The following is a 24641-nucleotide window of genomic DNA, read 5'->3' as shown; positions in this document are numbered from 1 at the left end:
CGTCTTAATTTTGCGCGGCGATTAAAAAATAATCTCTCGCCCTTCTCGACGAATGGGAATCGAGGGCATTCAGCGTCTGATTCGGCTTGATCGCGGGTTGGCACACTTCGTGCTTCTTGGTTGTTCAAGTCCAGAGGGGACGCGAGAGCTCAAAACGAGCCTATCGACACCGCCGCCATTTCGAAGTGACAACTTCGATGGCGGCGGTTTTGTTTTTTATTCACCGCTTGGCGCGATGATGATTGGGATTGTTCAAAAAACGGAGAATTCCGACGTGTCAGTGGAATTGTCGCCGAGCCAGGCGCTCGGCTTGTGGCACCGCGTCGCGCTGGCGCAGGTGGAAGGCGAAGCGCCCGACCTGACGCTGAGACAGACTGCGATCCTGCTCCATATCTATCTGGTGCCGCCGCCGCACACCGTGCGAGCCCTGGCGAGTGTTTTGGGCGTCACCAAGCCTGTGATTACTCGCGCACTGGACAGTATGGGTGCTTTGGGCCTTGTCGATCGCGAACGCGACGAAAAGGATCGCCGCAACGTGGTGATCAAACGCACGGTCGCAGGCGCTCTCTATCTAGAAAAATTCGGCGATCTGATTATTGATAAGGCGCGCGAGACTTGATGTTAAAAAGTCGCCGCATTGCCGTTCGATGAACGCTGGCATTATTCTTTCAAACCAGGACCAAATCACCATGACATCCGCCGAAACCCTTGACCGCCGTCTGAATGTCATTCGCCCCGATCTAGCGGATGCGAAGCTTGAGGGCAGGGTCCAGGCAGAGCGTTTCATCACGGGCGAGCCCGCACAGGTCGCTCTTCCGGTGGTCGGACTTCGGCCAAAGCCGGAGATGGTATCGGGGATCGATACCGAACTGCTTATGGGGGAGGCGATCCGCGTCTTCGACCGAGCCGATGGTTGGGCATTCGTGCAGGCGGAGGCGGATGGCTATGTCGGTTACATGCCACAGGTCGCGGTCGGCGCGGTAAAGGCGGCAACACACACCGTCATTGCTCCCCGCACCTTTCTCTATCCAGCAGCGGAACTTAGAAAGCCGCCTGTTGCGGCATTTTCTATGGGAAGCCGCCTGACCTTCGTCGGCGAAGAGGAAACGCGTGGGACGCGTTACCTGATGACCGCGAAGGGCGAGGGTGTGATTGCTGCCCATTGTCTTCCCGTCGATCGTTTCGTCTGCGATGATTATGTCTCGGTCGCACTTCGCTTTCTCGAAACGCCCTATCTCTGGGGTGGCCGCTCCGGCTTCGGCATCGATTGTTCGGGTCTCGTCCAACTGTCCATGGCGATGACGGGCAAATTCGCACTGCGCGATACTGACATGCAGGTGAAGTCTCTCGGAACCGAGATCGAGCGCGAAGAACTGCGCCGCGGCGATCTGGTCTTCTGGAAGGGTCATGTCGGCATCATGGAAGATGAAACGACGCTACTGCATGCCAACGGCCATACGATGAATGTAGCACGCGAGAACCTGGACGAGGCTATTCAGCGCATCGGCTGGCTCTATGACAGGCCCACCGCCTATCGCCGTCCTTGATTTGCTCACGAAAACGTTTCGAGGTGGCATCCTGCGCATACCACTTGCATGGCTTATATAGAGCTTCTCTTGCATCGGGATGCGACATGATGAGACGTTTGAAGCGCGCTTTTTCCGGCCTGGCTCTTTGCCTGGTGGCTCTCGCTCTGCCGCAGGCTGGCACGGCGCAGACCGTTTACAAGGACGGTTATCTTCCCGCGCCAGACGCTTATGCCAATTTGCCTGGCGTGAAGGACCCCAAGACGCTCAAGCCACAGGAACGGTATCACTGCTACTCGACGACTGTTCAGTCCAGCAGGCCCACCGGCCCCTATCGCGATCTCTTCGGTAGCGATGGCCTGCCGGTTCAGGGCTATCGTTGCTCCGGCTCGTCCGGCACGTCCTATTTCGGCACCAGGGTCCCGACATCGAAGGACTGGTATCCGGGGATCAATCCTCCCGCTACGGATTTCTGAGAGGTAAGACCTCTCCCAACGTACCGCACTCGGGTGAACTGGTCTGGACTTGCCATGCGTTTTTCAGATAAGTCTTTGACCCACAAGGTCGATGACCTCTGAAAATGCGCGGCGATGCTGGACTTACCTGGTGCAGGGGTCTGGCGCGGGGGATAGCAGCAGCAATGACGAAGACAGACATAGCGACCCGTGTTCACAACCACACTTGGAAGCTTGATCCCATCATCCGCAGCCTCATCGATACGGATTTCTACAAGCTGTTGATGTTGCAGATGATCTGGAAGCTCTATCCAGAGGTCAATGCAACGTTTTCCCTCATCAACAGAACAAAGACCGTTCGGCTCGCAGAGGAGATCGACGAGGTAGAACTGCGTGAACAACTCGATCATGCTCGCAGCCTGCGACTGACGAAAAAGGAAGCGATCTGGCTTGCCGGTAACACCTTCTATGGCCGCTCGCAGATTTTCGAGCCGGAGTTCCTATCCTGGCTGTCGAGCTATCAATTGCCGGAATACGAGCTGTTCAAGCGCGACGGGCAGTATGAGCTGAATTTCCATGGCCGGTGGATGGATACCACGCTATGGGAAATTCCAGCACTCGCCATCGTCAACGAATTGCGCTCGAGAAGCGCCATGCGTTCACTCGGCTACTTCACACTGGACGTGCTTTATGCCCGCGCCAAAGCCAAGATGTGGGCAAAGGTCGAGCGCCTTCGCGAACTCCCTGGCCTGCGCATCTCCGATTTCGGCACACGCCGCCGCCATAGTTTCCTGTGGCAGCGCTGGTGCGTCGAAGCCCTGAAGGAAGGTATCGGCCCCGCTTTCACTGGCACCAGCAATGTCTTGCTGGCGATGGATTCAGATCTTGAAGCGGTCGGCACCAATGCGCATGAGCTTCCCATGGTCGTTGCCGCTCTGGCGCAGAACGACGAGGAACTGGCCGCGGCACCCTACCAGGTGATGAAGGACTGGAACCGACTTTATGGCGGCAACCTGTTGATCGTCCTGCCGGACGCCTTCGGCACTGCAGCCTTTTTGCGCAACGCGCCGGAATGGGTAGCGGATTGGACAGGCTTCAGACCGGATAGCGCGCCGCCTATCGAAGGTGGCGAAAAGATCATCGAGTGGTGGAAAAAAATGGGCCGGGACCCGAAGAAGAAGCTCCTCATCTTCTCAGACGGCCTGGATGTCGATGCCATCATCGACACCTACAAGCATTTCGAGGGACGCGTGCGCATGAGCTTCGGCTGGGGCACCAATCTCACAAACGATTTTGCCGGTTGCGCGCCTAAAACCATCGAGGGCTTGAAGCCGATCTCGGTCGTGTGCAAGGTCAGCGATGCCAACGGCCGCCCGGCGGTCAAGCTCTCCGACAATCCGCAAAAGGCGACAGGCGAGGCAGAAGAAGTGCAGCGCTATCTGAAATTCTTCGGTCAGGAGGACCGAAAAGACCAGAAGGTCCTGGTTTAGGCCGTTTTACTCGGTGAACAGGCCGGCTTTCATCATCCTCACCGTAATGGCGAGGATGATGAATTGGTATGGTCAGTTCTACCGCTTCACGAAGCTGCGGGAAATATAGTGGAACAGAGCACGGATAGCCTGTGCCTCGCCACCGATCGATGAATGCGGTCGCTCGCTGAGCGACCATCCGTAAATATCGAAATGCACCCACTTCTTCGTCTCCGTAACGAAGCGCTTGAGAAAGAGCGCCGCGGTGATCGATCCAGCCATGCCGCCCGAGGGCGCGTTGGTAAGATCGGCCGCGCGCGAGCGGATGTCCTTGTCGTAGCCCATATAGAGCGGCAGCCGCCAAAGCGGATCGTCGGTATCGATGCCCGCATCGGCAATGCTATGGGCAAGGTCTTGGTCATCGGTGTAAAACGGCGGAACGTCCGGTCCGAGCGCAACGCGAGCCGCCCCCGTCAGCGTCGCCATGTCGATCATCAGTTCCGGCGGATCTTCATCGGCATAGGCCAGCGCGTCGGCGAGGATGAGACGGCCTTCGGCATCGGTGTTGTCGATTTGCACCGTCAGGCCCTTGCGGCTCTTGTAAATGTCACCGGGTCGGAAGGCGCTGGCGGAAATGGAGTTCTCCACGGCCGGAACGATGACGCGCAGATTGATCGGCAGACGCGCATCCATGATCATCAGCGCAAGACCAAGCACATTCGCTGCCCCGCCCATATCCTTTTTCATCAGCGCCATTGATGAGGATGGCTTGATGTCGAGCCCACCGGTATCAAAGCATACACCCTTGCCGACCAGGGTCAGTCGCGGATGGTTCTTCTTGCCCCACGACATTTCCAGAAGGCGTGGTGCGCTGGCGCTGGCGCGACCCACCGCATGGACCAGAGGAAAATTTTCCTTCAGGAGATCGTCGCCGGCCACGACCGATACTTGCGCCTTGTAATGCGCGCCGAGACTGCGAAAGGCAATTTCCAGCTCATCCGGTCCCATGTCGTTGGCCGGGACGTTGATGAGGTCACGGGCCAGATAGACACCGGCGAGAATACGCTTGATTTCGGCGTCCTCGGCATCGCGAGGAATGAGAAGCTTCGGCCCGTTGTTCTTCGTGGCGCGGTACTTGTCGAAGCGATAGGCGCCGAGACCGAAGCCGAGCGTCAGCCGGTTTACGGTCAGTGGCGCGGTTTCGATATGCCAGTCGCCCTCGGGAAGCTCATGTGCCAGCTTTCCGGTAATGAAGGGAATTTCGGATGGATTGGTCCCAAGGCCGAGGAGGGCCCCGCCCAAGGCACCTTCCGCAGAGGGAATGAGCAGAATGGCGCCAGCCTCTGCCTTGAAGCCTGCCTTGCGCGCCCAATCGAGCGCCACAGGATCGATAGCCCCCTGTTCTATATGGGCAGGCGTCACTGCAAAGACGGGAAGCGTTGAGCCAGACTTCGAACTGAAGGGCGAAGCGCGCTCTATGAACTGATAGGGGACCATTGTCTGCTTTCGTAAACGCCTGAACCGGCCAAATTAACACTCTGTTAGGGTTAACAGATTATTGCTGGAGCGAAAGTTGCGTGGCGCACGCCGCGTCAACAAAATATCCGAACATAGGCCCGGGGCGACATCATGATTGCGATTTCCTCACGTCATGCCAGCAAACGCATCCTTCTTCGGGGTGCCTGCGTCGCTGCTGTGGCTTTAAGCCTCGCGGCCTGCTCCACGAATCGTACGGATCGCCCGGACCGAATGTCGACGGGATCGATTTCTCCTGCTGTCTCGCATTCCTACGATCAGATGAACATGGACCAACTGCGCCAGGCCGAAGCATCGGTCGGGGCAGCTTATGCGCGCAATCCCAAAGACCGCAACACGGGGATGAACTACGCCAACATCCTGATGATGACAGGCAAGAACACGCAGGCACTGGCGGTCATGCAGCAGGTCGCGATTGCCTATCCATCTGATCGTGAAGTGCTGGCGGCCTACGGCAAGTCTCAGGCTGCTGCCGGCCAGCTTGAGCAGGCGCTCAATACCATCCAGCGAGCGCAAACCCCCGATAGGCCGGATTGGCGTCTTTACTCCGCAGAAGGCGCGGTTCTGGATCAGTTGGGACGCTCCAACGAAGCCAGGGCGAAGTATCGTCAAGCGCTCGATCTCAAACCCAACGATCCGAGCATCCTGTCAAACCTCGGAATGTCCTACGTGCTGCAAAATGATCCGCGCACGGCAGAAACCTATCTTCGCTCGGCGGCATCGCAACCCGGTGCCGACAGCCGCATCCGCCAGAACCTCGCACTGGTCGTCGGCCTTCAGGGGCGCTTCGATGAAGCGCAACGCATTGCTATGCAGGAGTTGTCTCCCCAGCAGGCGCAGGCCAATCTCGCTTATCTGCGCGGCATGCTGTCTCAGCAGAACGCGTGGTCACAACTTGCCGACAAGAACAAGAAGACCGAAGTTCGTTAGGACCTTCATCTAGAGCGCCGTGCGTCCCGTTGGGCGCAGTGAGGACGCTCGATCTCCTCGGATCTACCCGCGTCTCTTCCGACCAATCGCTTCATAACCGTGCTTGCCGGCCAGTGCGGCCTGTTCGTCTAGGCCGACGTAAGGCTGCTCTCCAACCTCATGGCTGCATGGTCAAAACGTATCGGCGACCCGAATGCCCGCAGGTCCCAGAATGACAGCGACGAGCACCGGCAGGAAAAACAGGATCATCGGTACAGTCAGCTTGGGCGGCAGCGCAGCCGCCTTTTTTTCTGCTTCGTTCATGCGCTCGTCGCGACCTTCCTGCGACATCACGCGCAAAGCCTGCGAGAGCGGTGTGCCATAGCGTTCCGCCTGGATCAGCGCCTGGACGACATTTTTCACATTATCCAACTGAGTGCGAAGCCCTAAATTTTCCAGCGCCACGCGGCGATCCTGCAAAAACGACAGCTCGGCCACCGTCAGCACCATTTCTTCGGCAAGCTCCGGCGATTGCTCCGTCATTTCCTCGGCCACGCGTCGCATGGCAACCTCCATGGAGGTGCCGGATTCCACGCAGATGAGCATGAGGTCCAGCGCATCCGGCCAGTTGCGTTTGATCGACTTCTGCCGCTTGGTAATGCGATTGGAGACATAGATATTGGGAGCGTAGAAGCCCAGATAACCGAACACCAGCACTCCCACGAGACGGGTCATGAAGCTGTAATTGGGGAAGTTGTTAAGACCGAAGACCCACAGGCCCCCGACAAGCAGAAACACGAATGGCAGGATGAAACGCGCAGCCAGGAAGGTGTTGAGCGCGTTTTGGGAGCGAAAGCCCGCAGACTTCAGCTTGTTCACAGTATTGGCATCGACCAGCGCCTCGCGCAGGTTGAAGCGTTCGACGATCTTGGTGGCCGATTTGCTATGGTTGGCGCGAAGCGAAGCCTTGCCCGTTGGACTGGGTGCGTTCAAGCGCTCCTGATTGCGGCTCCTCAAGCGCTCCCGCTCTGTCGAAACGGCTCGTGTGCGCCTGTTGAGATCTGCACGGGTAAGATAGGGCGTAGCAACGGTGTAGACGGTGGAAAAGGCCGCCACAGCGACAAGAACCGCTATAAGGAAATGCGGATCGAGGAGGCGTTGCATGAGAGTGTCGAGCATGGGGCCGCCTCAGATCTCGAAGTTGATCATATTGCGCATGATAACGATGCCGATCGACATCCAAACTGCAGAGCAACCGAGAATGATATGCCCGCGCTGATCGGTAAACAGGACCATCAGATAGTCCGGCGCCGTGAAATAGACCAGAAGCGAGACGATGAAAGGCAGGGAGCCGATGATGACGGCGGACGCCTTCGCTTCCATCGACAATGCGTTGACTTTGGCCTTCATCTTGCGCCGGTCGCGCAGAACCTTGGAAACGTTGCCAAGCGTTTCCGACAGGTTGCCACCTGCCTGAGCCTGCATCGAAATGACAATGCCGAAGAAATTCACCTCCGGCAGAGGCATCGTCAATGCCATGCGTTCAATGGCTTCGGCAAGGGACATGCCCACCTGCTGCGATTCGACAATGCGCTGGAACTCTCTTTTAACCGGTTCCTGTCCATCGGACGCGATCAGCCGCACCGCCTCATTGAGAGGGAGCCCGGCTCGTATCGAACGACACATCACATCGAGCGCGTTTGGAAATTCTTCCAGGAATTTGGTTTGACGCCGTTTGACCAGATAGCGCAGCACCCAACGTGGCGCGCCCAGAATACCGACGAAAGCGATGCCGATCCCCACGAGAAAAGGCATGCCATAGAGCAGGGACATAAGGGCGACGAAAACTGCGATGCCAATGCTGAAGAGATGGAACCGCTTTACCGAAATTGGAAGGTCGGCCTGGAGAATGAGACTTTGAATGCTGGCATTGTTGCGTTTCTTCGTCTTTTCGTTCTGCTTTTTCTCCAGGTCTTTCAGCATTTCCTGCGTCGATTTGCGGCGCTTGCTGAGTTCCTGAACGCGATCACGCGCAGCTTTGATCTTGACCCTGTCCGTTTCGGCTGCCTTGACGCGGGTAACGCGGCTTGCCGTCTTCTTCTCCGTTTCGATCTGCGGGAACAGGAAGACATAGGCCAGCGCCCCTGCCGATATGGCGACCAGAACGACAAGAAGCACTACAGTTATGTTCATTGGCTGCTACGCTCCATCGCCTCAAGCGCCGCGACAAGACGTCCGCCTTCGTTGTAGTAGCGGACGCGATCGAAAAAGTGGGGCTTGGTGATGCCGGTAGAGACGTGGCGCCCGATCAGCCGTCCATTGGCATCCTCCCCTTCGATTTCGTACTTGATCAGGTCCTGCGTAATAATCACGTCACCTTCCATGCCGACGACCTCCGTCACCTGGGTGATGCGCCTTGAGCCATCGCGAAGGCGGGCCGCCTGGATGATGATATCGACGGATGTGGAGATGATTTCCCGGACGGTTCTCGCCGGCAGGGTGAAGCCGCCCATTGCGATCATCGACTCCATACGGCTGAGGCATTCCCGGGGCGTATTGGCATGGATCGTGCCCATGGACCCGTCATGGCCGGTATTCATCGCCTGAAGCAGGTCGAACACTTCGGGTCCGCGTACTTCACCGACGATGATGCGCTCGGGACGCATGCGCAAGCAGTTCTTGATCAGATCGCGCATTGTGATTTCGCCCTCGCCCTCGATATTGGGCGGGCGGGTTTCCAGGCGGACGACATGCGGCTGCTGCAGTTGGAGTTCGGCGGTGTCCTCGCAGGTAATGACGCGCTCGTCCTTTTCGATATAGCTCGTCAGGCAGTTGAGCAGCGTCGTTTTACCCGAACCGGTTCCTCCCGAAATGACGACGTTGCAGCGAACACGTCCGATGATCTGCAACAGGACAGCGCCCTCAGGCGTGATGGCACCGAAGCGCACCAACTGATCGAGCGTCAGCTTGTCTTTCTTGAACTTTCGGATCGTCAGCGCAGGACCATCTATCGACAGGGGCGGCGCAATCACGTTCACACGCGACCCGTCCGGCAGGCGCGCATCGCAGATCGGACTGGATTCATCGACGCGGCGGCCGACCTGGCTGACGATGCGCTGGCAAATCGAAAGAAGCTGCGCGTTGTCGCGGAAACGGATATCGGATTCGATCGTCTTGCCGTTCACTTCAATGAAGGTCTGGCCCGCACCGTTGACCATGATATCGGCAATGTCGTCGCGCGCCAGAAGCGGCTCCAGTGGTCCATAGCCGAGCACGTCGTTGCAAATATCTTCCAGCAGTTCTTCCTGCTCGGAGATCGACATCGCAAAGTTCTTGATTGTGATGATATCGTTGACGATATCACGAATTTCTTCTCGAGCGCTTTCCGTATCGAGTTTGGAAAGCTGCGAAAGATCGATCGTGTCGATCAGCGCTGAAAACACCTGCGACTTCGTCTGATAATAGTCATCCGTGCGGGCACGTTTGCGCTGCGGGCCGTTATCCTTCGGTACTGGGGATGGCCGCGGGGCAGGTGGTTGAAGCACCGTGAGCTCCGCAGGCTCCATGTCATCCATGAGCGGAGGCGAACTCATGGCAGGCAACGGCGCGGGCGGCGGTGAAGCCACTCGCCCGATGGTTCCGCTTCGTCCGAAGCTGTCGCTGCCACGTTTTCCAAACATCTCTTGTCTTCCGGTCTGTCTTTTCGTGGAAGGTCCACGTTTATTTGCGTTTCAGGAGATCCATGAACTTGCCGATTCCCGGTTTTTTCGCCTTGCGTGCCGACGAGCGTCCCGTCAGCACATGCGAGAGCTGTGAAAACGTTTCTGCAATCGGTGATTTCGCATCGATTTCGCTGATCATCCGTCCGCTATTGGCGGCAGACCCGAACAGCTGGGCATCGAAGGGAATGATGGCGAGCGGTTCGATCTCCAGCGGCTCGAAGAAATCCGAGGGCTCGATCTCCGGTCGTTTGACCATGCCGACCTGGTTGAGAATAAGATGAGGCGCCTTGTCGTTCGGGCGCAGACGCTTGAGTGCATCCAGGATGTTCTTCGTGTTTCTCAAATTGGCAAGATCGGGAACTGCGGTGATCACCACTTCATCGGCATCCGACAGCACCGACTGCGTCCAGTGCGACCAGACATGGGGTACGTCCAATACAGCCACGGGCGCGCTTCGTTGCAGCAGTTCCGTCAAAGGTTGGAAGGCGGCTCCATCGAAGTCATAGGCTCTGTCGAGAAGTGACGGTGCAGCCAGAATCGACAGATGGTCAGAACATTTGGTGAGCAGACGATCGAGAAAAACCTCATCGAGCCGCTCCGGTGCGAATATGGCCTCGGCTATTCCCTGCGCAGGATCTTGATCGAAATCGATATTGGCCGTACCGAAAGGCAGGTCCATATCCGCAAGAACGGTTTCGGTTGAAAAAAGATTTGAAATCCCGAAGGCACAATTATGCGCGATCGTGGAAGAGCCCACGCCGCCCTTGGCGCCAATGAAGGCGATGCTGCGACCGAGCGGCTCGGCTTCGGGGTCAACGAAGATTGCCGCGATGGATGTCATCAGGTCGGCTACCTTGATCGGCGCGACCAGATATTCCGAGATGCCGTTGCGCATGAGGTCGCGATAGAGGGAGATGTCGTTATGACGTCCGATGATGATGACACGTGTCGTCGGATCGCAAACCTCCGCAAGCGGCCTCAGGTCGTTGAGCAGAGTGGACGGCTCGCGGTGGGTCTCGAGAATGACGAGGTTTGGCGTTGCCATGGATGAGAACGTTCTCGCCGCAGCTTCGATCTCGCCATTCGTCACCCGCATGCTGACCTTGTTCATCCGCCGGTCGCTGGCCAGACGCTCCATGATCTGCTGCATGGTTTCGCTTTCGCAAAACGCATGGATGGAGATACGCGGCAGGGGCCTGACGCTTTCCAGTTCTCCAGGCCGCAACGTTTCCGCGCCGCTGATCGCGTCTGAATTGTTGGGCCGAATATCGTAATTCACCGGGTTCATGTCAGGTCCTGTCGTTCAAGCTGGAAAGCTCGTCTAATCCGCCGCGGCAGTATTCTTGCCGGCGCGATAATTGCCGAGCACCACGGATCGGCGTTCCGCATCGATCGGGCTCATACCGCGCGGTCCGACCAGATCCATGGGATTGGCGATCTGGGCAGCAAGATTATTTTGCGAGGCGCAGCCGAAATTGTACCAGTTCTTGTTCGAGTAGGTGTTGGCGTTGAGATCTTCCGGCCACTGGCCACATTGGCCCGTCATGGCGGTGATGGCCACATATGACAGCCTGATCGGCGCGGCGTCCCCGCTAGGAGCCGCACCATAGGGTACCTCGACGATCTTTCCGGCGGGAATACCGGAGGATGTCAGAACAGAGCGTATCTGGCGTTTTAGGATCGATGCGGAGGCGGCATTGGCAGAGCCGGACGGCACCTGGATCTGAACGACGCTGGACGATGTCGCCGCATAGTTCTGTGCAAAACCTTTCACGTTGTCCGCCATTGCGATTGTCAACCGGTTGTCTGCGGCAGACACGGGGATATCGAGCGAATGTTGCGCTTCCGAAAGGGTGATCGGATGGCGTGTCCGATAGTCGTCGGGGACGGCCCCTGTCGTCTGCGGATCGCGAGCGCAGCCTTGAGAAAGGGCTGCCACTGCCACAAAGGTCAGCGCCAGCCTGGCAATGCGCGAGGCGGGAACGGAATGGGTGATCGGGTGCGTTTTTGTCATTTGTAGATAAATCCTACCGAGCCCTGATACGGCTGCGCCTGTACCTGCTGCCTGTTGTTTCCGTAAACCTTGTTCACTCGGTTCATGAAGAACGTCGCGGCATCGCTTTCCGGATTGAAATTGTCATCCGGCCGGGCGATCTGGTTGCGCGCCACAGGTCTCACCAGATAGGGGGTCGCGATGATGACGAGCTCGGTTTCGTTGCGGATGAAGTCCTTGCTGCGGAAGAGCGTGCCGAGGATCGGAACTTTCGAAGCGCCGGGCAAGCCGGACATGGCCTGACGAACATTATCCTGCACCAGACCGGCAATGACGATGGAGCCGCCCGAAGGCAACTCGACGCTCGTCGATGCCTCACGCTTGCGGATGGAGAGATAGGTGCTGCCGGGCAATCGGGTGGTATTGCCATTGCCCGACACCACGTTGCCCTCATAGGTGGGCTCCGAAACATTCGTCTCGATCTTCAGGCTGATACGCCCTGGAGACAGGACGACCGGGCGGAAATTCAGCTCGATACCGTATTCGACGGTGTCGGTTTGCCGCGTGACCGTTGGAACATTCTTATCGTCGAAGGTAACGTTCTGGACGCCGGCGAGACGGAAGTCGCCACCCACATAGAATTTTGCCTGCTCGCCGGAGATTGCTGTCAGGCTCGGTTCGGCAAGCGTGCGCATTACGCCCGCCTGTTCCATGGCGTTGAAGTAGCTGGACAGCGCTACCTTACCGATGGTGCCGGCCAGATTGCCGGTGCCCCCGATGGCGAGCGCATTGCCAAGGTTGGCGGGGTTGGAAAACGCAACCGACCCACCAAAGTCGGAACCGCCACCGCTGATAGAGCCGTTGAAACCAAGCTGCTTGAGGACCTGACGGCTGACTTCCGCAACGGTAACCTTCAGCGTGACCTGATCTTCTCCTTCGATCGTCAGCATATTGACGATGGACGATCGCTGCCGGTTTTCCGCAAAGATCGCGACGGCGCCATCGCCGTTGCTCTGGCTGGTGGCGGTGATGTTTCGCGTCGTGGCTTCGCCGCCCTGAAGAAAGGCCGTCGCAAGCTGAACCGCGCGCGCCGAATCCTGCGGTGTGCGAACTGAGCCGGAGAGCACGATGTTGTCCGATACGATTTCCACCCGGATGTCCGATTCCGGAATGAAACGGCGCAGATTGGCCTCAAGACCAGTGATATCGCGTTCGACTTCCAGGTCGAGACTGACGATTTCCTCGCCACCCGCTCCAAAGATGAAGATGTTGGTTTGGCCAACCGACTTGCCGAACAGGTAAATGCGGCGCGACGTTCGCGTCACGGCATCGGCCATGCTTGGGTCGGCGACGAGAATATCGTGTGCGTCCTGTGGAAGGTCGATGACCAGAGCCTTGTTCAGGCCAAGCTTGACGCGCTTGCGAACGCCCGTGCCGCTTTCGCTGATCCGCAGAATACTCGTGTTCTGTGTCTGCGCTTGCGCCATCCCCACGCCAAATGGCGATGCGCCGGGTACACCGGCGAAGCTGATGCTGAAGGCCAGTCCGCCGAGAAGCGATGTTTTGAGCGCGTGGCGGATCGGTGTCATCTTGCTCATTGTGCGGTTCCTTCATTTTCACGCACGATCGAGCCAGACTTGATCACTTGGATCGCCGGTCTGCCGGATTCGCCGTTGAGCAGGTAATCGGCCGACGCCGTGTCGCTATCCTGCACATCGGCAATCGATCGCAGGGAAAGGGTCAGGCGATCGGCCATTTGATGGGCGACGGTGATGATCTTTGCCTGTTCGGGGGTAAGCTCCAGCGTAGCGGTGGCGCCGATGACCGATGAGGTACCGTCAGGTCCTTCCTTGATCTGTTGGTCGATCGCCAGAACGCGCACATTGTTGAGAACATTCTCGGTCAGAAAGCCGCCACCGCCGTTCTTGCGGACCATGATCACATCCACGCGGTCATTGGGAAGAACAAAGCCGCCAGCACCTGTCGCTACTGAAATCTCAGTCGCAACCGCACGTTTTCCCGCTGGCAGAAGCGAGGACATGATGCGTGTACTGGAATCAACGACTTTTTCGGAACGAACGGGTTCGCCTTCGAAAAGCGGAAGTCGAACGATGGTGCCGGTCAGTTCGTTGACCGCATCAGGACGTTTGTCTTCGGTGATATAGTTCTCATTGATGCTGCCTTGCGGCCATCGTGCCCAGCGCACGGAATTCGAATCGAGCCGGCTTCCCACTGGTAGATTGGCAGCCGAAACGAGTATGTTGACGGTCGGCTCTTTCTCGATGATGGCTTCCGCCTTCTCCACCACCGTCTGCGGCGCAGACAATTGCATGGCGAGCAGGCCCGCTAGACCAGCGGCCACGACGGCGACGGAAAGGATAACGACACGTGAGGACTTCATGCTGGGCCTTTGAGAAGGATAGAATCTCTTCTCCTGAAGATGGCCCGCCATTCGTGTAATTATGGTTAATAAAAACTGTGCGCTTAGGGTTAATCAGAAATTAATCTGCTGGATTGGCAGGTTCAAATTCGCTTTTCGCATGTTGATTAGAGAAGAGCGCGCATGGCAGCCTGAACGATCGGCGCCTCTGGATATGTCAGCAAACCCGCAGTTGCAATGGCAATACCATAGGGAACCTTTTTGGCGACTAGCAATGAGTCCGGGATAGGAAGACCCGTGGCCATGATTTGCTGCGATCTGGAGCGCAAAAGCAGAATGAACAGAGTCAAAGCCCCGCCGGAAAAAGCCACTACAAGTAAAAAAGCAGCGAGTGAACCATTGAAGCCGAACCATACGGCGCATGCCGCCAGAAGTTTCGCATCGCCTCCGCCCATGGTGTTGAAGGCAAACAGGATGAAGCAAGCGAAGAGTACGACAAGCCCTGCCGCAAGGCTCATGGAAAAACTTTGCCAATCCATGCCCGACAGGGGAGCCACGATGATGAATGTGGCCAGGAGAATGACAGAAACCCGGTTGGGAATCGTCATCGTGAAGAGGTCAGTCAGGGCTGCAAGCGCGAGGCATAGCGGAAATACAAGAAAGATTGAAGCAATGATCATATCTCACCTTAATTCCCGGGTGCTGCTGTTCTTGCAATAAAAATGCCGCCCTGTAGGGCGGCATTCGCAAATGTCTATCTAATTACTTTGCGGCTGGGGCCGCTGGGGCCAGCTTTGTGTCAATAGTAGAAAATATCGTCTGTAGCTTCGTGCCGATGGTGGTCACACTTCCGATGATCAGCACGGAAATCAGGCCGGCGATCAGGCCATATTCAATAGCGGTCGCACCGGATTCGTCTTTCAGGAAGCGAGCGAAAATCGTTGTCATGCGGTTTCTCCTGGGTCGTTGTTTTGTTCAGCACGCCGACAACTGTTTTTCGTTGTTCGGTTGACGCCACCTTAGAAGATGCCGCTTTCCAGTGAATTAAAGAATGCGCTTAACGTAACGTTAAATGAGTAATGCGGAGTTGTTTAGAAATAACGCGTAAGATTATTATTTAAAATTTGACCTATATTACGTGCTTTGGCATATCAGCTGTTTCTTTAGTAAAGTGATGCAATCACCGTGCTTTCGCGGCGCCGAAGTCCTTTGATTATGCGACATTACGCCAGAACGTCGTCGCTGATTACCCAGGTCGTATTCTTTATTGTACCGCGCCTTTTAAATCTTCATTTACCATTCCCATTCATGTTGAGCGTGATGAAATGCGCCAAGCGTAAATGAAGGTCTCTGCCGCTCATGCTGTCTTCCCGTATCAAAAGATTCGCAGTCGCTGCGGCGGTACTGGGCATTGCTCCCGGCTTCGCACTGTCAGCGGACGAGGACGTATTGCGCGTATCGATGAATCAGGCTCGCGTCCTGAAGCTGGATCGCGCTGTCAGCAAGGTTATCGTCGGCAATTCGAAAGTCGCCGATGCGACCGTTGCTGATGCGACGACTATTGTGTTAACCGGCCGCAGCTTCGGCACGACCAATCTCGTCTTGCTGGATGCGCAGGGCAACGCGATCGTCGATGAACGGGTGCTGGTTTCGATCGACGAAGGCAATACGGTGCGGGTGTTCCGCCAGACTGACAGAAGCGTTTTGTCCTGTACGCCAGCATGTGAAGCAAATTCGCAGAACTGAACCGTGTGACGATTGCAATCTGTCGTCGCTAACCAATCCCTGATCATGATTTTCGACACCAAGCATCAAACGCCGGCTCCGCCCTGCGTCTAGGCTTGACGTGAAATCGAGGTGTTAAAGATTCGTCCTAAGCCCATCTTGCCACTGAAATCCTGTGTTCTCGACACTTGGCAGTGGAGCCAGCGCTCTTGGCATAACATGCCGAGGATCGGTGCTGCGAAGCAAGAAAATCGTCTACCCCAGGAGGGGAGCAATAATCCAAGTTTTTCGGCTAAACTATTGATCTGGCTAGGATCAAATAAGGAATGGTGCCCAGAAGAGGATTGGAAAACCTTCCTTCCAACCCTCCGTAAGTCTTTGATTTTCGTATCTTTAGAAATCGGCCGCTAGTTCATTCGTGACCCAGTATGTGACCCAAGTTCCGCAAAGTCAACTGCACTAGGTATTGAGGTCTATATTACGGTCGACCGATAGTTTTAAGCTAAGAGGCTTGAGGGTGAGCTCGACCGCATCCGCGAAAATAGCTCGTCCAGCATCGCTAGCTCGATACCAGTAGGATCGATCGACCAGATAAGTTGCGAGCATTATGCGAAGAAAGTGATCCTTTGGAAGCTTGGTCAAAGTCTCTCGGTACGCCGTCAGTCCGTCTGCCTCGCGCAACTCCATTTTCCACAACGAAAGGAATAACTCTTCAACAACGTCTTCAGGCGCTACATTCTTTAGGCTTTCAAAAAGCACTCGGTTGCGGGCGTACTCCGCAATGGTACCTGTAACTTGTCCGAGAGGTGCGAAAAAAGCACCCATCTCAGCAACATCCACTACCAGGTCCACCAACTCGCGCACCTGAGCTTCGTCGGGTGTCGCGCTGTCTTCTTTCGCGTACTCTAGTGCGCTCTCGAAGAGTGCCTCTCGCATCTCGGAAAGATCCTGATTGAGATGCAGCCTTAACCAATCATCGCAAATCAGCGCTGAAAGCGTCACAATTCGAGATGCGAGCTTTCTCTTGACGTCGGCTTGAAGTTCCTCTGCCGCAGACCCTAAAAGAACGACGGCCATTAGCCAGTCGCGACCGATCTCTGGACGGCCCGGCGCTTCATGCCCATTGCGAGCCACTTTCCGTTGCGCTTGGACGCCTTCACGAGCAGATTGGGCCATGTCAAGGACGCGTTGCTTTCCTTCAATGTTGGATCGGCTCCCGACAATCTCTCTCGCGGAACGCTCAACCTTGTCGTGATAATGAACCAGTTTGTCCACATTGCTTAGCATACGAGGCTTCACGACACCTGACACAAAAGGATGCCCGTTACTCCTATAAGTGCCTTCAGATCGACCAGATCGTGTGCGGGTATACTCACTTTCGCCTAGGAGGCTGCTGAATGAGCTGATGGCGGTTTCAAGTCGATTTGTAACATCATCCAAAACATCTTTTGATAGACCGATTTCTGCGTAGAGTTCAAATGTGCTGAAATCGATCTCGTTCAGATTGGGATCGAAATATTTCCGCGCGGCATGGGGTTCAGCTGCAAGCCTTTCGGCGACGAGATAATTCTCAATGAAGTCGATACTAAACTCAATACGATCACCCTTCTCATGCAGAATGCCGTTTTGGATGAAGCTCTGTACAAACTCTAGGGCTGGTAAGCCAAAGTCATGTTGCGCGGAGTATTCCTTCACGTATCCGACAAGTCGTTCAACGGAGAAATTCTCCTTCAGGACGACAATTTGGTAAGCCAAATCCCGCAGAAATAGACGCCTGGTGCGCTGCTTGAGAGTAACATCTTTCGTATCCCCCGCACCGATAAAGCTGAGAAAGCCCGTGACGGCCAGGTCGATGAGCTCCGCGCGATGATTGGCGTCCGAAAGACGAGCAAGCATTTCTTTGGGAATACCCGCAAAGTAACTTGGATGTGCTGAGAGGTTAAACGCCCGAAATGTATTAGAAAGCCTGATCGCAATAACTTCGGCCTCCGGCATTTCTATATGAAATTGTGCCGAAAGGAAATTGACGATAGAACTGAACGATACGTCGCACAGAGAGTAATTCTGCCAGGCCTCGAATTTTGGGTTAGCAGTGAAAAATGCCTTCTGCGCACCATTCCCAAAAAGCACCGTTGTGAGATGGCTGTTGCGCGCCTCTTCCAAGATAAGGGTCGCTTTTCGCTCATTGTTGAAAGTCATCTCTGTGAGGATGATCACAGGTAGGATTTGGGGGACTTTTAGTAAGTCGGAGGCATTGGCTTCAATTTCGGCCATTAGGCCGTGGACGGGCGGCCGAAGCTTGTCGGCATTAATTACTAACGGGACGACGATTTTCCCGTTCATAGTGGTTCCAAGCAGCTGCTTGGCATAGAGCCAAGGCAATCCCTTGTCGGGATAGCTGATTGGAACATCAATCACAGCCGCTGTGGATGAAGAAACTAGTTCAAGTGGCTCCATTGGTGTGGAAGGTTGTGCCGCCTCCATCGCAGGTTTAACCCGGGGAACAGGAAGGACATAGCCTTTCTCTTTGGCACGATACTCTGGAGAAAGTTCATTTAGGCAATGTTCGATTATGGCGGACTGCTTCTTAAGGATCGTCTCGATCGGATCAGTCGCTGGAGCCACGACGCCTTGCAAAAGAGGTGCAGCAGCGTCAGTCAAGCTGTTCGCTAGAAGAAAGTTATGCTCTAAGCTCATAGCGAGAAAACCGGCAGCATTTCGTGCGGCAACGCGACGGAAGACCTGCTTACCCCCGACCTCAGTCACCTTTTTCGTCTCGTCAGCTAGGTCGCTTATACCACGTACTGCTAGGATTTCGATCGGTTCAGCACGATCTAGGGCTTGATAGATGCCGCTTGTCTCAGTCTCGATTGCTAAGACCTTTCGATTGATACCTTTCAGCTTAGTTTTGAATTTCTTGTCCGCAACAACCGGTCCGCATACAATCGGCCCGCGCTTGGCGATTGGCTCGGCCTTGAACTTTTCCTTAAACGTTTCAGGTAAGTCCGCGGTATCCTCACGAAAGCTAGCTTCGCACTCGCGTTGCCAACGACGATACTCCTCGGAAAGCGTTTCATGAACTTCCGCCATGCCGATTTGACGATCGATAGCCCTGTTCGATCCAAATGCTTTGGGCTGATACGCAGTCTTACCGTTCTCAACCTTCTGGTTTTCATTAATGTCGAGCACTTCTTGCGTGAAGCAAACATCGCCCAATGTCACATCATCGCTCAGCGACCCCGCTATTCCAATGCAGATTACCAAGTGAGGCTGAAAGTCTGGCTTGATCGCTCTGATAGTAGCGTTAGCGGTTGAGACGCCCATCTCATCTTGTGATGCGACAATGAGATCGAACTGACCTTTGGCGCTGCGGTACGCCACAAAACCGTACTTTCCGGTCAAGTCCTCAGAGGAGGGGAAAACCTTCTGGATTTCCTTAAGTTCTTCATACAGAGGGCAATAAATAATAGCTCGAAGCGACATGGGCACCCAAATCATTGTGTTTTTCTTTAATTACAATGTTCTACAGCTTTAAGGAAGTCTTGCTGTGATTTTGCACGTTCTTATTGCGCCAAACCCATCAAAAGTCGCAAAAATTTCTGTGCTGTCAGTTCAATTAAAAGGCGGTGAAGTCTCCCCCCCCCCCCCACCACACCCCTCCGAGTACGCTGTGCGTTCCAAGGTCGAGATTAATTGACGAGTCTCAAAAAGTATACGTTGAGAGAATGTCTCTTGACGTGTCTCAATTCATGTCTCATATCGATGCCATCGCAACATCTTAGAGAATTTGAGACATGGCATCCGTAGCCTATATTCGCGTATCGTCAGTGGGGCAAAGCTTGGAGGTCCAGCGAGATAAGATGCTCGACCTCGGTATTCAGCATGACCATATCTTTGAAGAGAAGCGGTCTGGAGTGGACAGCAATCGCCCCGCCCTCAAGGACGCACTGCGGTTTGCCCGTAAGGGCGACACGTTCGTCATCACCAAGATTGACCGTCTGGCTCGCTCAGCTACCGACTTGCTGTCCATCGTCAGGCAGTTGCAGGGGAAGGGCGTAGAGCTTCAGGTGCTTGATCAAAGCATCGACACAAGCACTCCTGCGGGGCGGGCAATGCTCCAGATGCTCGCCGTTTTTGCGGAGTTTGAGACAGCCATCAGAGCGGAACGTCAGATGGACGGGATAGCGAAGGCCAAAGAAAAGGGGACAAAGTTCGGCAGGAAGGCCCAAGCCACCCCCGATGTGGTTGCTGACATTCGACGTATGCGGGCCGACGGGCTGATGATCAAAGAGATCATGGAAAAGGTGCAGCTTAGCAAGGCGAGTGTCTATCGGGCGTTGGCGGCGGAGGCAGAGCAATGATTGAGATGGTGGTCTATGCAATCCATTGTGCTGTCATTTCAGGAATGACATTGGCGGGCGTCGTCGGGGTCTGGAAAATGTTTGACTGACACAGAGAGGACGAACATGGAATTCACCGTGCTTCCATGTCTGTCCCTATCTGTTTTGCAACTTGCTTATTCGGCGACACTTGCACCGTGAACGGCAGCCATGAGGCAACAGATTGTCTCAGATTAGGAAGCCTACGAAATTGCCCCTCCATTAAGGGGAATTTCCCCGTCCACTAGGATGTGTGACCAAACAAATCGATTACCCCCTCGTTAAGGAGATAACTGGCTATCGCGACCGGGTAATCCGCAACGGGGTAGCTTGCGTCAGCAATCGCGTTGCCATCGCCGCGACGATAACGCCGTCCACTAGGACAACAACATTCCTGCGATCGGGTTTCACCATAGGTGGACCCTTTTAGGATGCACACTTGGACAACGACCTGTAATCTCAGTCAGGTTGTTCCGAACCATACCGATTACCCCACCCACTAGAAATTAGGTTCGATCATCTCCTTAACTTACGCCCTGTTTTGGGGCTGACTGCATTAAGCCGCACAATAGAACCAAACCACACCATTTCTCTGATGAGCGAGCCTCAACCCATTAGGCCGTTCATTCGGACCAATCCCCGTTTCACATATCCCATGTCGATCGGGCGCTTAATGGCGACCTAGCAGCCGCCTTCACCACCCACGTCATCAATCCACCTCAGTAGCCTTCCGAGAACCCCTCGGAGGGCCTTTTTCATTTTGTGCGAAAGGACAAGCTCATGAGAGCAGAAGCAGCAAGACCCGTCTCCGAAAGAAGCAGACTGGCACAGGAAAGACAGCCGATCCCGTTCATTGACGAGTTTGGCCAGCGATGCCTTCGGGTGCCGTTGGATAGCAAAGGCAAGAAATACGCAGTCATCGACGAAGCCTCTTACCAGAGAGCGACGGCGGGCAAGGCAACGGGAGCTTGGCTCCTGAACGACAACGGAAGCGGAAATGTCTATGTGAGATGCTCCATTCTCGCTTCTGCCACCGGAAAGCAGACGCTCGTTCAAGTGGCACGACTTATCAGCGGCGTCGGTCGCGGTAAGATCATGCGCTACGCGAACGAGGACCGGCTCGATCTTCGGGCCAGCAACCTCACCACTCGCCGTGGCCCCTCAAAGAGATGTGACGTTCATATGGCGAGACTGTCTGAAATGGAGGCCGCGGTATGAGCGGGGGCGCGGGAAACCCCGCCACCCTTCGCAAGAGAGCGACGGTTGCCATCGAACGTATCAACCAGACGGATCACTTCAAGTTTCGTTGGGGCAAGCTCGACGGGCACCATAAGGCCGACCTTGCGGGCCATATAAGGAAGACCGGTAAGGCGCTTGATCCGGTTCTCCTATGGCGCGACAGCGAAGACGCGAAGGCTCCTCTGGCCCTCATTGATGGCGAGCATCGCCTAGCGGCATACAAGGCCGTGGGATGGAAGAAGGACATCCCTGCCGTCATACTTCATTGCGACCGTCGGACGGCGTTGCTGGCGGCTCTGGGGGCTAACGCCAAGCACGTCCTCCCCCTCAGCCAGACAGAGAGGACGGACGCCGCATGGAGGCTGGTAAGGGAGCCAGTTCAGCCACCCTATACCCGCAAGGAGATTGTCGGCATGGCCAGCGTGTCGGCCCGTACAGTCAACTATATGCGAAGCCGATGGACCGAGATGGTCAAGGCGGGGCAGGAGCCTACAGGAGAATGGTGGCGTGACCGCGGTGGTACGTCGGGGGAGCGGGAGGGGTCGGAAATGACCGACGCTCGAAGGGAACGGGAGATTGCAATCCTTGTGTCTGAAATCCGCGATGTCATCGACAGACGTAAAAGGCCAGAGAAGGCAATCTTACGGGATGGCTGGGCGGTCGATACCGCAATCCTTGAGGCTATTGGCGACAAACGCTTCAAGGAACTAGCAGACTACTTTTTCGGAGAGAATGAGGAACGGGACGAGTGGTTCGGGGACACCCTAACCGATGATGTCGATTGCTCGGCCGACGACATGGAGGACGTCAACTTCTGACATCAAGGGTGCAACGAGTAGGGAGGTGCAATTGCACCCCCTAAGCATCCCCATCTTTGTCCGTTTTTGGCATCTTCGGCGGGAACGGCAAACTGGCGATAGCTTCCGCTTTCGTCTTGATGTCGAAATGGCGATAGCGGCCCGCGTCGTTTTTGGCGGCGTGGCCTTGGATAGCGTCCGCAAGACTATCGGAGATGCCAACTTTCGCAGCAGCGCTCTTGAAATAATGCCGAAGTGCGTGGTTCGGAGCCTTTCGCGGATCAGTAAAACCTTGCTCCCTGATCCACGTACTCAAGCGGTTGGTGACGCCCTTAGTAGAATGGCGACTGGATGCCCGGCCAGAGTTGCGCCTGTAGAATAGCGGCCCATTTCCCTTGGACTTCACAAAGTCGAGGAAGCCAGCTTTGATGAGGGCTGGGTGGATCGGGACAACGCGCTCGCTACCCTCATTCTTAATGCTTCCGCCGTCTTCGGCTGGAGTGATCAGCATGACATGAATGCCGTCCTCAAGCTTGATGCGATTGCCCCAGAGTTGAGCCACTTCGCCGATACGTGCGCCGGAACATGCGGCCAGCCATGGCAGCCATCTCATCTGCGGACTTTCCTCGTTCGCGGCAAGAGCCAGAAGGCGCGCAACTTCTTCGTCCGTATAAGGCAGCATCGCGGAACCCGCGCGAGATTTTGCGGCTGCTCTGACGTTTTCCGCCGGGTTTTCGGACAGCATCTTGTTGCTGATCGCGTAGTTGAACAGCGTCTTTGCCATGCCAAGATAGCTGGAGTTGATAGTCTTCGACGCGAGTTCTCTTGCGACGGCGGCGTCTTTCCAACTCACGATGTCTTCGGCCGTGATGCGTGTGATGTCGTCGGCTTTCGGCCCCAAGTGGTTCTTGAGGTTACGTAGGTTGCTTTTCCACGTCGAATGAGTGCTGGCAGCGGGCTTTGTTTCGTTCGCCCATTTGTCGAAGAGGTCGTCAACGGATGTGATCTTAACTGACGCGGTGACTACGGACACAGGCGGGAAACGGGCGGCCTTGGTGTCAGGCGTATAGTCACCTTCCGCATTTCTCTTGAGGCTCCAGCCAGCATCTTGCGAGGAGGTAGCAACGTGACGCAGGAGCTTCGCACGGCACTCGGCATCAATCGAGAGACCGTGCTTTTGTAAAATCCAGTCTGTCACAACGCCAAATCTCGCTTCGAGCGCTTTGAGCGCATCAACGGTATCGGCGGGCATAGCATTCACGCCCTGTGTTAGCTCAGCACCGAAGATTGCAAAAGCTTGCGCTTCACTCGGCAGTTCTCCCGGCATAAGCGATGGCGCGTTTAGAAGGCGGCCCTCCTGAGCAGCGCGATTGAACGCCTTGAAGGCAGCCCAATTAGCGGGTGATCCGGGATTTTCGCGAAAGCGATCAACAAGAAGTCTATAGATTTCCCCGGAGAGAGCGACAATCTGGATGTGACTGATCGTGGACGGGCCTTGCCGCCATGCTTGGATGTGGCGGTCTACCTGAATGTTGGCGGCGGCGTGCCGAAATTTCGCGATGTCAGGATCGTAAGTTTGAAGGCTGAACTTGATGAACTGTCCCGCCGTGACTGTGACAGGAACGGATGGCTCGCCTTTCATCGCGGGCAGCTCTACAAGGACAAATTTGCCTCGCGCGATGTCGAGAATATCGGCTGGAACTCGGCGACGAAACTGAGGAACGGACGACCCTTCCCGCAGCATTGGACGTGGCATTCGAAGTAGCACCTGTGACCCGCTCCTGTGACCCAGTGAGCGGCCTAAATTCCCCAGAATTGGGGAAAATCAATAACTTGTATGGGAATGGTGCCCAGAAGAGGACTCGAACCTCCACACCCTTTCGAGTACCAGCACCTGAAGCTGGCGCGTCTGCCAATTCCGCCATCTGGGCGACGAGGAGCCATGTACGGGGGCGAGCGGCTGGTGTCAACAGGGATTTTGAAGTTTTATGACGATCCTTGTTTTTTCATCAAAAAACATGCTTTCACCTGTTGCCAACTGGTCTTCAAGCATCGTCATGCGCCAAGCGGGCGGACCTGTCCGTTACACCGACAGGACATCATCGGGCTGGCACCTTTGTTTTGGTCGCAAGGGGCAGGCTCTACGTATCCAATCCTTCGTTCTTTTGCCTGTCGAGATGGCCGAGATCGCGATCAGGGTCGATCATATCGCGCAGGCGCTGCTTCAGTTCCTTCGGACCCGGAAAGCCACCATCGCGTTTACGTTCCCATAGAAGCTTCCCATCCACGGTGATGTCGAAGCGTCCGCCTGTTGCGGGGATGAGCGCGACCTCGCCGAGGCTGTCGGCAAACGTGCTGAGCAGCTCTTGCGCCATCCACGCCGACCGCAACAACCAGTTACACTGCGTGCAATAGGTAATCGCGATTCGGGGCTTTGCGGTTTCATCCATTTCGGTGATCCTCGTTCAAGCTCGCAGCGGCGGCCCGTATTGTGAGAACAGCATCTTGCAG

22 protein-coding genes and 1 tRNA gene are annotated in these 24641 nt (G+C 55.7%); 9 read left to right on the top strand and 14 right to left on the bottom strand.

What is annotated here, in order from left to right:
- The first annotated feature begins 274 nt into the window (after positions 1–274).
- From QZ862_RS21080 to pncB, 4 genes are all read left to right on the top strand, one after another.
- Positions 275–619 carry a MarR family winged helix-turn-helix transcriptional regulator gene (locus tag QZ862_RS21080; protein WP_296016018.1) on the top strand — a complete coding sequence of 115 codons (345 nt, stop codon included), beginning with the start codon at positions 275–277 and terminating at the stop codon, positions 617–619.
- Between the two features lie 70 nt (positions 620–689).
- Positions 690–1547, top strand: a complete 858-nt coding sequence (locus tag QZ862_RS21075; RefSeq protein WP_296015741.1) for an NlpC/P60 family protein — start codon at positions 690–692, stop codon at positions 1545–1547.
- A gap of 89 nt (positions 1548–1636) precedes the next feature.
- On the top strand, positions 1637–2002 hold the full coding sequence (locus QZ862_RS21070) for a hypothetical protein (protein WP_296101627.1): 366 nt from the start codon (positions 1637–1639) through the stop codon (positions 2000–2002).
- 164 nt (positions 2003–2166) lie between these two features.
- A complete protein-coding gene (gene pncB, locus QZ862_RS21065) occupies positions 2167–3471 on the top strand; it encodes a nicotinate phosphoribosyltransferase (protein ID WP_296101626.1) in 1305 nt (434 codons plus the stop codon).
- 78 nt (positions 3472–3549) lie between these two features.
- On the opposite strand, the gene QZ862_RS21060 is transcribed toward pncB, so the two are convergent.
- Positions 3550–4947 carry a M17 family metallopeptidase gene (locus QZ862_RS21060; RefSeq protein ID WP_296101625.1) on the bottom strand — a complete coding sequence of 466 codons (1398 nt, stop codon included), beginning with the start codon at positions 4945–4947 and terminating at the stop codon, positions 3550–3552.
- Positions 4948–5199: 252 nt separating this feature from the next.
- Between QZ862_RS21060 and QZ862_RS21055 the strand changes: the two genes are divergently transcribed.
- Entirely contained in the window at positions 5200–5916 is a 717-nt protein-coding gene (locus tag QZ862_RS21055; protein ID WP_296077073.1) for a tetratricopeptide repeat protein, read from the top strand.
- A 171-nt stretch (positions 5917–6087) separates the two neighbouring features.
- On the opposite strand, the gene QZ862_RS21050 is transcribed toward QZ862_RS21055, so the two are convergent.
- From QZ862_RS21050 to QZ862_RS21010, 9 genes are all read right to left on the bottom strand, one after another.
- Positions 6088–7074, bottom strand: coding sequence for a type II secretion system F family protein (locus tag QZ862_RS21050; protein ID WP_296041121.1), 987 nt, complete (start codon positions 7072–7074; stop codon positions 6088–6090).
- 9 nt (positions 7075–7083) lie between these two features.
- Complete coding sequence (locus tag QZ862_RS21045) at positions 7084–8088, bottom strand: type II secretion system F family protein (RefSeq protein WP_296077077.1); 1005 nt, start codon at positions 8086–8088, stop codon at positions 7084–7086.
- Complete coding sequence (locus QZ862_RS21040) at positions 8085–9575, bottom strand: CpaF family protein (RefSeq protein ID WP_296077081.1); 1491 nt, start codon at positions 9573–9575, stop codon at positions 8085–8087. The genes QZ862_RS21045 and QZ862_RS21040 overlap by 4 nt, the downstream gene beginning before the upstream one ends.
- 40 nt (positions 9576–9615) lie before the next feature.
- Entirely contained in the window at positions 9616–10905 is a 1290-nt protein-coding gene (locus QZ862_RS21035) for a CpaE family protein (RefSeq protein WP_296077084.1), read from the bottom strand.
- 33 nt (positions 10906–10938) lie between these two features.
- Positions 10939–11631 carry a CpaD family pilus assembly protein gene (locus tag QZ862_RS21030; RefSeq protein ID WP_296101624.1) on the bottom strand — a complete coding sequence of 231 codons (693 nt, stop codon included), beginning with the start codon at positions 11629–11631 and terminating at the stop codon, positions 10939–10941.
- Positions 11628–13199 (bottom strand): type II and III secretion system protein family protein, encoded by a 1572-nt coding sequence (locus QZ862_RS21025; RefSeq protein WP_296016019.1) that lies wholly within the window; start codon positions 13197–13199, stop codon positions 11628–11630. Before QZ862_RS21025 ends, QZ862_RS21030 begins: the two co-directional genes overlap by 4 nt.
- Before the next feature lie 5 nt (positions 13200–13204).
- Positions 13205–14011, bottom strand: a complete 807-nt coding sequence (gene cpaB / locus QZ862_RS21020) for a Flp pilus assembly protein CpaB (RefSeq protein WP_296101623.1) — start codon at positions 14009–14011, stop codon at positions 13205–13207.
- A gap of 146 nt (positions 14012–14157) precedes the next feature.
- Positions 14158–14670 (bottom strand): prepilin peptidase, encoded by a 513-nt coding sequence (locus QZ862_RS21015; protein WP_296101622.1) that lies wholly within the window; start codon positions 14668–14670, stop codon positions 14158–14160.
- 82 nt (positions 14671–14752) lie between these two features.
- Positions 14753–14938: a Flp family type IVb pilin gene (locus tag QZ862_RS21010; RefSeq protein ID WP_296084673.1), complete on the bottom strand. Its 186-nt coding sequence runs from the start codon at positions 14936–14938 to the stop codon at positions 14753–14755.
- 411 nt (positions 14939–15349) lie between these two features.
- On the opposite strand from QZ862_RS21010, the gene QZ862_RS21005 reads away from it, so the two are divergent.
- Positions 15350–15736 carry a pilus assembly protein N-terminal domain-containing protein gene (locus QZ862_RS21005; protein WP_296015765.1) on the top strand — a complete coding sequence of 129 codons (387 nt, stop codon included), beginning with the start codon at positions 15350–15352 and terminating at the stop codon, positions 15734–15736.
- Positions 15737–16174: 438 nt separating this feature from the next.
- Here the strand turns inward: QZ862_RS21005 and QZ862_RS21000 are convergent, their stop codons facing one another.
- Positions 16175–19213 carry a hypothetical protein gene (locus QZ862_RS21000; protein WP_296101621.1) on the bottom strand — a complete coding sequence of 1013 codons (3039 nt, stop codon included), beginning with the start codon at positions 19211–19213 and terminating at the stop codon, positions 16175–16177.
- A 296-nt stretch (positions 19214–19509) separates the two neighbouring features.
- On the opposite strand from QZ862_RS21000, the gene QZ862_RS20995 reads away from it, so the two are divergent.
- The 3 genes from QZ862_RS20995 (at position 19510) to QZ862_RS20985 (ending at position 22151) form a co-directional block, all read left to right on the top strand.
- Positions 19510–20076 (top strand): recombinase family protein, encoded by a 567-nt coding sequence (locus QZ862_RS20995; RefSeq protein WP_296101619.1) that lies wholly within the window; start codon positions 19510–19512, stop codon positions 20074–20076.
- Between the two features lie 798 nt (positions 20077–20874).
- Positions 20875–21312, top strand: a complete 438-nt coding sequence (locus QZ862_RS20990; RefSeq protein WP_296101618.1) for a hypothetical protein — start codon at positions 20875–20877, stop codon at positions 21310–21312.
- On the top strand, positions 21309–22151 hold the full coding sequence (locus tag QZ862_RS20985) for a ParB N-terminal domain-containing protein (RefSeq protein ID WP_296101617.1): 843 nt from the start codon (positions 21309–21311) through the stop codon (positions 22149–22151). The genes QZ862_RS20990 and QZ862_RS20985 overlap by 4 nt, the downstream gene beginning before the upstream one ends.
- Positions 22152–22191: 40 nt before the next feature.
- On the opposite strand, the gene QZ862_RS20980 is transcribed toward QZ862_RS20985, so the two are convergent.
- The 3 genes from QZ862_RS20980 to QZ862_RS20970 all read right to left on the bottom strand — a co-directional run bounded on the left by QZ862_RS20980 (position 22192) and on the right by QZ862_RS20970 (position 24580).
- Positions 22192–23886, bottom strand: coding sequence for a site-specific integrase (locus QZ862_RS20980; RefSeq protein ID WP_296101616.1), 1695 nt, complete (start codon positions 23884–23886; stop codon positions 22192–22194).
- 88 nt (positions 23887–23974) lie between these two features.
- Positions 23975–24061, bottom strand: a tRNA-Leu gene (locus tag QZ862_RS20975).
- A 210-nt stretch (positions 24062–24271) separates the two neighbouring features.
- The gene (locus QZ862_RS20970; protein WP_296101615.1) at positions 24272–24580 is read right to left on the bottom strand and encodes a SelT/SelW/SelH family protein; all 309 of its coding nucleotides are present in this window, start codon (positions 24578–24580) and stop codon (positions 24272–24274) included.
- Between the last annotated feature and the right edge of the window lie 61 nt (positions 24581–24641).

The organism is uncultured Agrobacterium sp. (assembly GCA_913777615.1).
In the GTDB taxonomy this organism is placed as follows: domain Bacteria; phylum Pseudomonadota; class Alphaproteobacteria; order Rhizobiales; family Rhizobiaceae; genus Agrobacterium.
This window is presented reverse-complemented; position numbering and strand designations above follow the sequence as displayed.

What these genes read in the sequence shown, in the direction of transcription:
- QZ862_RS21075 (WP_296015741.1), top strand. Translation starts at nt 690, where the DNA reads ATGACATCCGCCGAAACCCTTGACCGCCGTCTGAATGTCATTCGCCCC.
- QZ862_RS21070 (WP_296101627.1), top strand. Translation starts at nt 1,637, where the DNA reads ATGAGACGTTTGAAGCGCGCTTTTTCCGGCCTGGCTCTTTGCCTGGTG.
- pncB (WP_296101626.1), top strand. Translation starts at nt 2,167, where the DNA reads ATGACGAAGACAGACATAGCGACCCGTGTTCACAACCACACTTGGAAG.
- QZ862_RS21060 (WP_296101625.1), bottom strand. Translation starts at nt 4,947, where the DNA reads ATGGTCCCCTATCAGTTCATAGAGCGCGCTTCGCCCTTCAGTTCGAAG.
- QZ862_RS21055 (WP_296077073.1), top strand. Translation starts at nt 5,200, where the DNA reads ATGTCGACGGGATCGATTTCTCCTGCTGTCTCGCATTCCTACGATCAG.
- QZ862_RS21050 (WP_296041121.1), bottom strand. Translation starts at nt 7,074, where the DNA reads ATGCTCGACACTCTCATGCAACGCCTCCTCGATCCGCATTTCCTTATA.
- QZ862_RS21045 (WP_296077077.1), bottom strand. Translation starts at nt 8,088, where the DNA reads ATGAACATAACTGTAGTGCTTCTTGTCGTTCTGGTCGCCATATCGGCA.
- QZ862_RS21040 (WP_296077081.1), bottom strand. Translation starts at nt 9,575, where the DNA reads ATGTTTGGAAAACGTGGCAGCGACAGCTTCGGACGAAGCGGAACCATC.
- QZ862_RS21035 (WP_296077084.1), bottom strand. Translation starts at nt 10,905, where the DNA reads ATGAACCCGGTGAATTACGATATTCGGCCCAACAATTCAGACGCGATC.
- QZ862_RS21030 (WP_296101624.1), bottom strand. Translation starts at nt 11,631, where the DNA reads ATGACAAAAACGCACCCGATCACCCATTCCGTTCCCGCCTCGCGCATT.
- QZ862_RS21025 (WP_296016019.1), bottom strand. Translation starts at nt 13,199, where the DNA reads ATGACACCGATCCGCCACGCGCTCAAAACATCGCTTCTCGGCGGACTG.
- cpaB (WP_296101623.1), bottom strand. Translation starts at nt 14,011, where the DNA reads ATGAAGTCCTCACGTGTCGTTATCCTTTCCGTCGCCGTCGTGGCCGCT.
- QZ862_RS21015 (WP_296101622.1), bottom strand. Translation starts at nt 14,670, where the DNA reads ATGATCATTGCTTCAATCTTTCTTGTATTTCCGCTATGCCTCGCGCTT.
- QZ862_RS21010 (WP_296084673.1), bottom strand. Translation starts at nt 14,938, where the DNA reads ATGACAACGATTTTCGCTCGCTTCCTGAAAGACGAATCCGGTGCGACC.
- QZ862_RS21005 (WP_296015765.1), top strand. Translation starts at nt 15,350, where the DNA reads ATGCTGTCTTCCCGTATCAAAAGATTCGCAGTCGCTGCGGCGGTACTG.
- QZ862_RS21000 (WP_296101621.1), bottom strand. Translation starts at nt 19,213, where the DNA reads ATGATTTGGGTGCCCATGTCGCTTCGAGCTATTATTTATTGCCCTCTG.
- QZ862_RS20995 (WP_296101619.1), top strand. Translation starts at nt 19,510, where the DNA reads ATGGCATCCGTAGCCTATATTCGCGTATCGTCAGTGGGGCAAAGCTTG.
- QZ862_RS20990 (WP_296101618.1), top strand. Translation starts at nt 20,875, where the DNA reads ATGAGAGCAGAAGCAGCAAGACCCGTCTCCGAAAGAAGCAGACTGGCA.
- QZ862_RS20985 (WP_296101617.1), top strand. Translation starts at nt 21,309, where the DNA reads ATGAGCGGGGGCGCGGGAAACCCCGCCACCCTTCGCAAGAGAGCGACG.
- QZ862_RS20980 (WP_296101616.1), bottom strand. Translation starts at nt 23,886, where the DNA reads ATGCCACGTCCAATGCTGCGGGAAGGGTCGTCCGTTCCTCAGTTTCGT.
- QZ862_RS20970 (WP_296101615.1), bottom strand. Translation starts at nt 24,580, where the DNA reads ATGGATGAAACCGCAAAGCCCCGAATCGCGATTACCTATTGCACGCAG.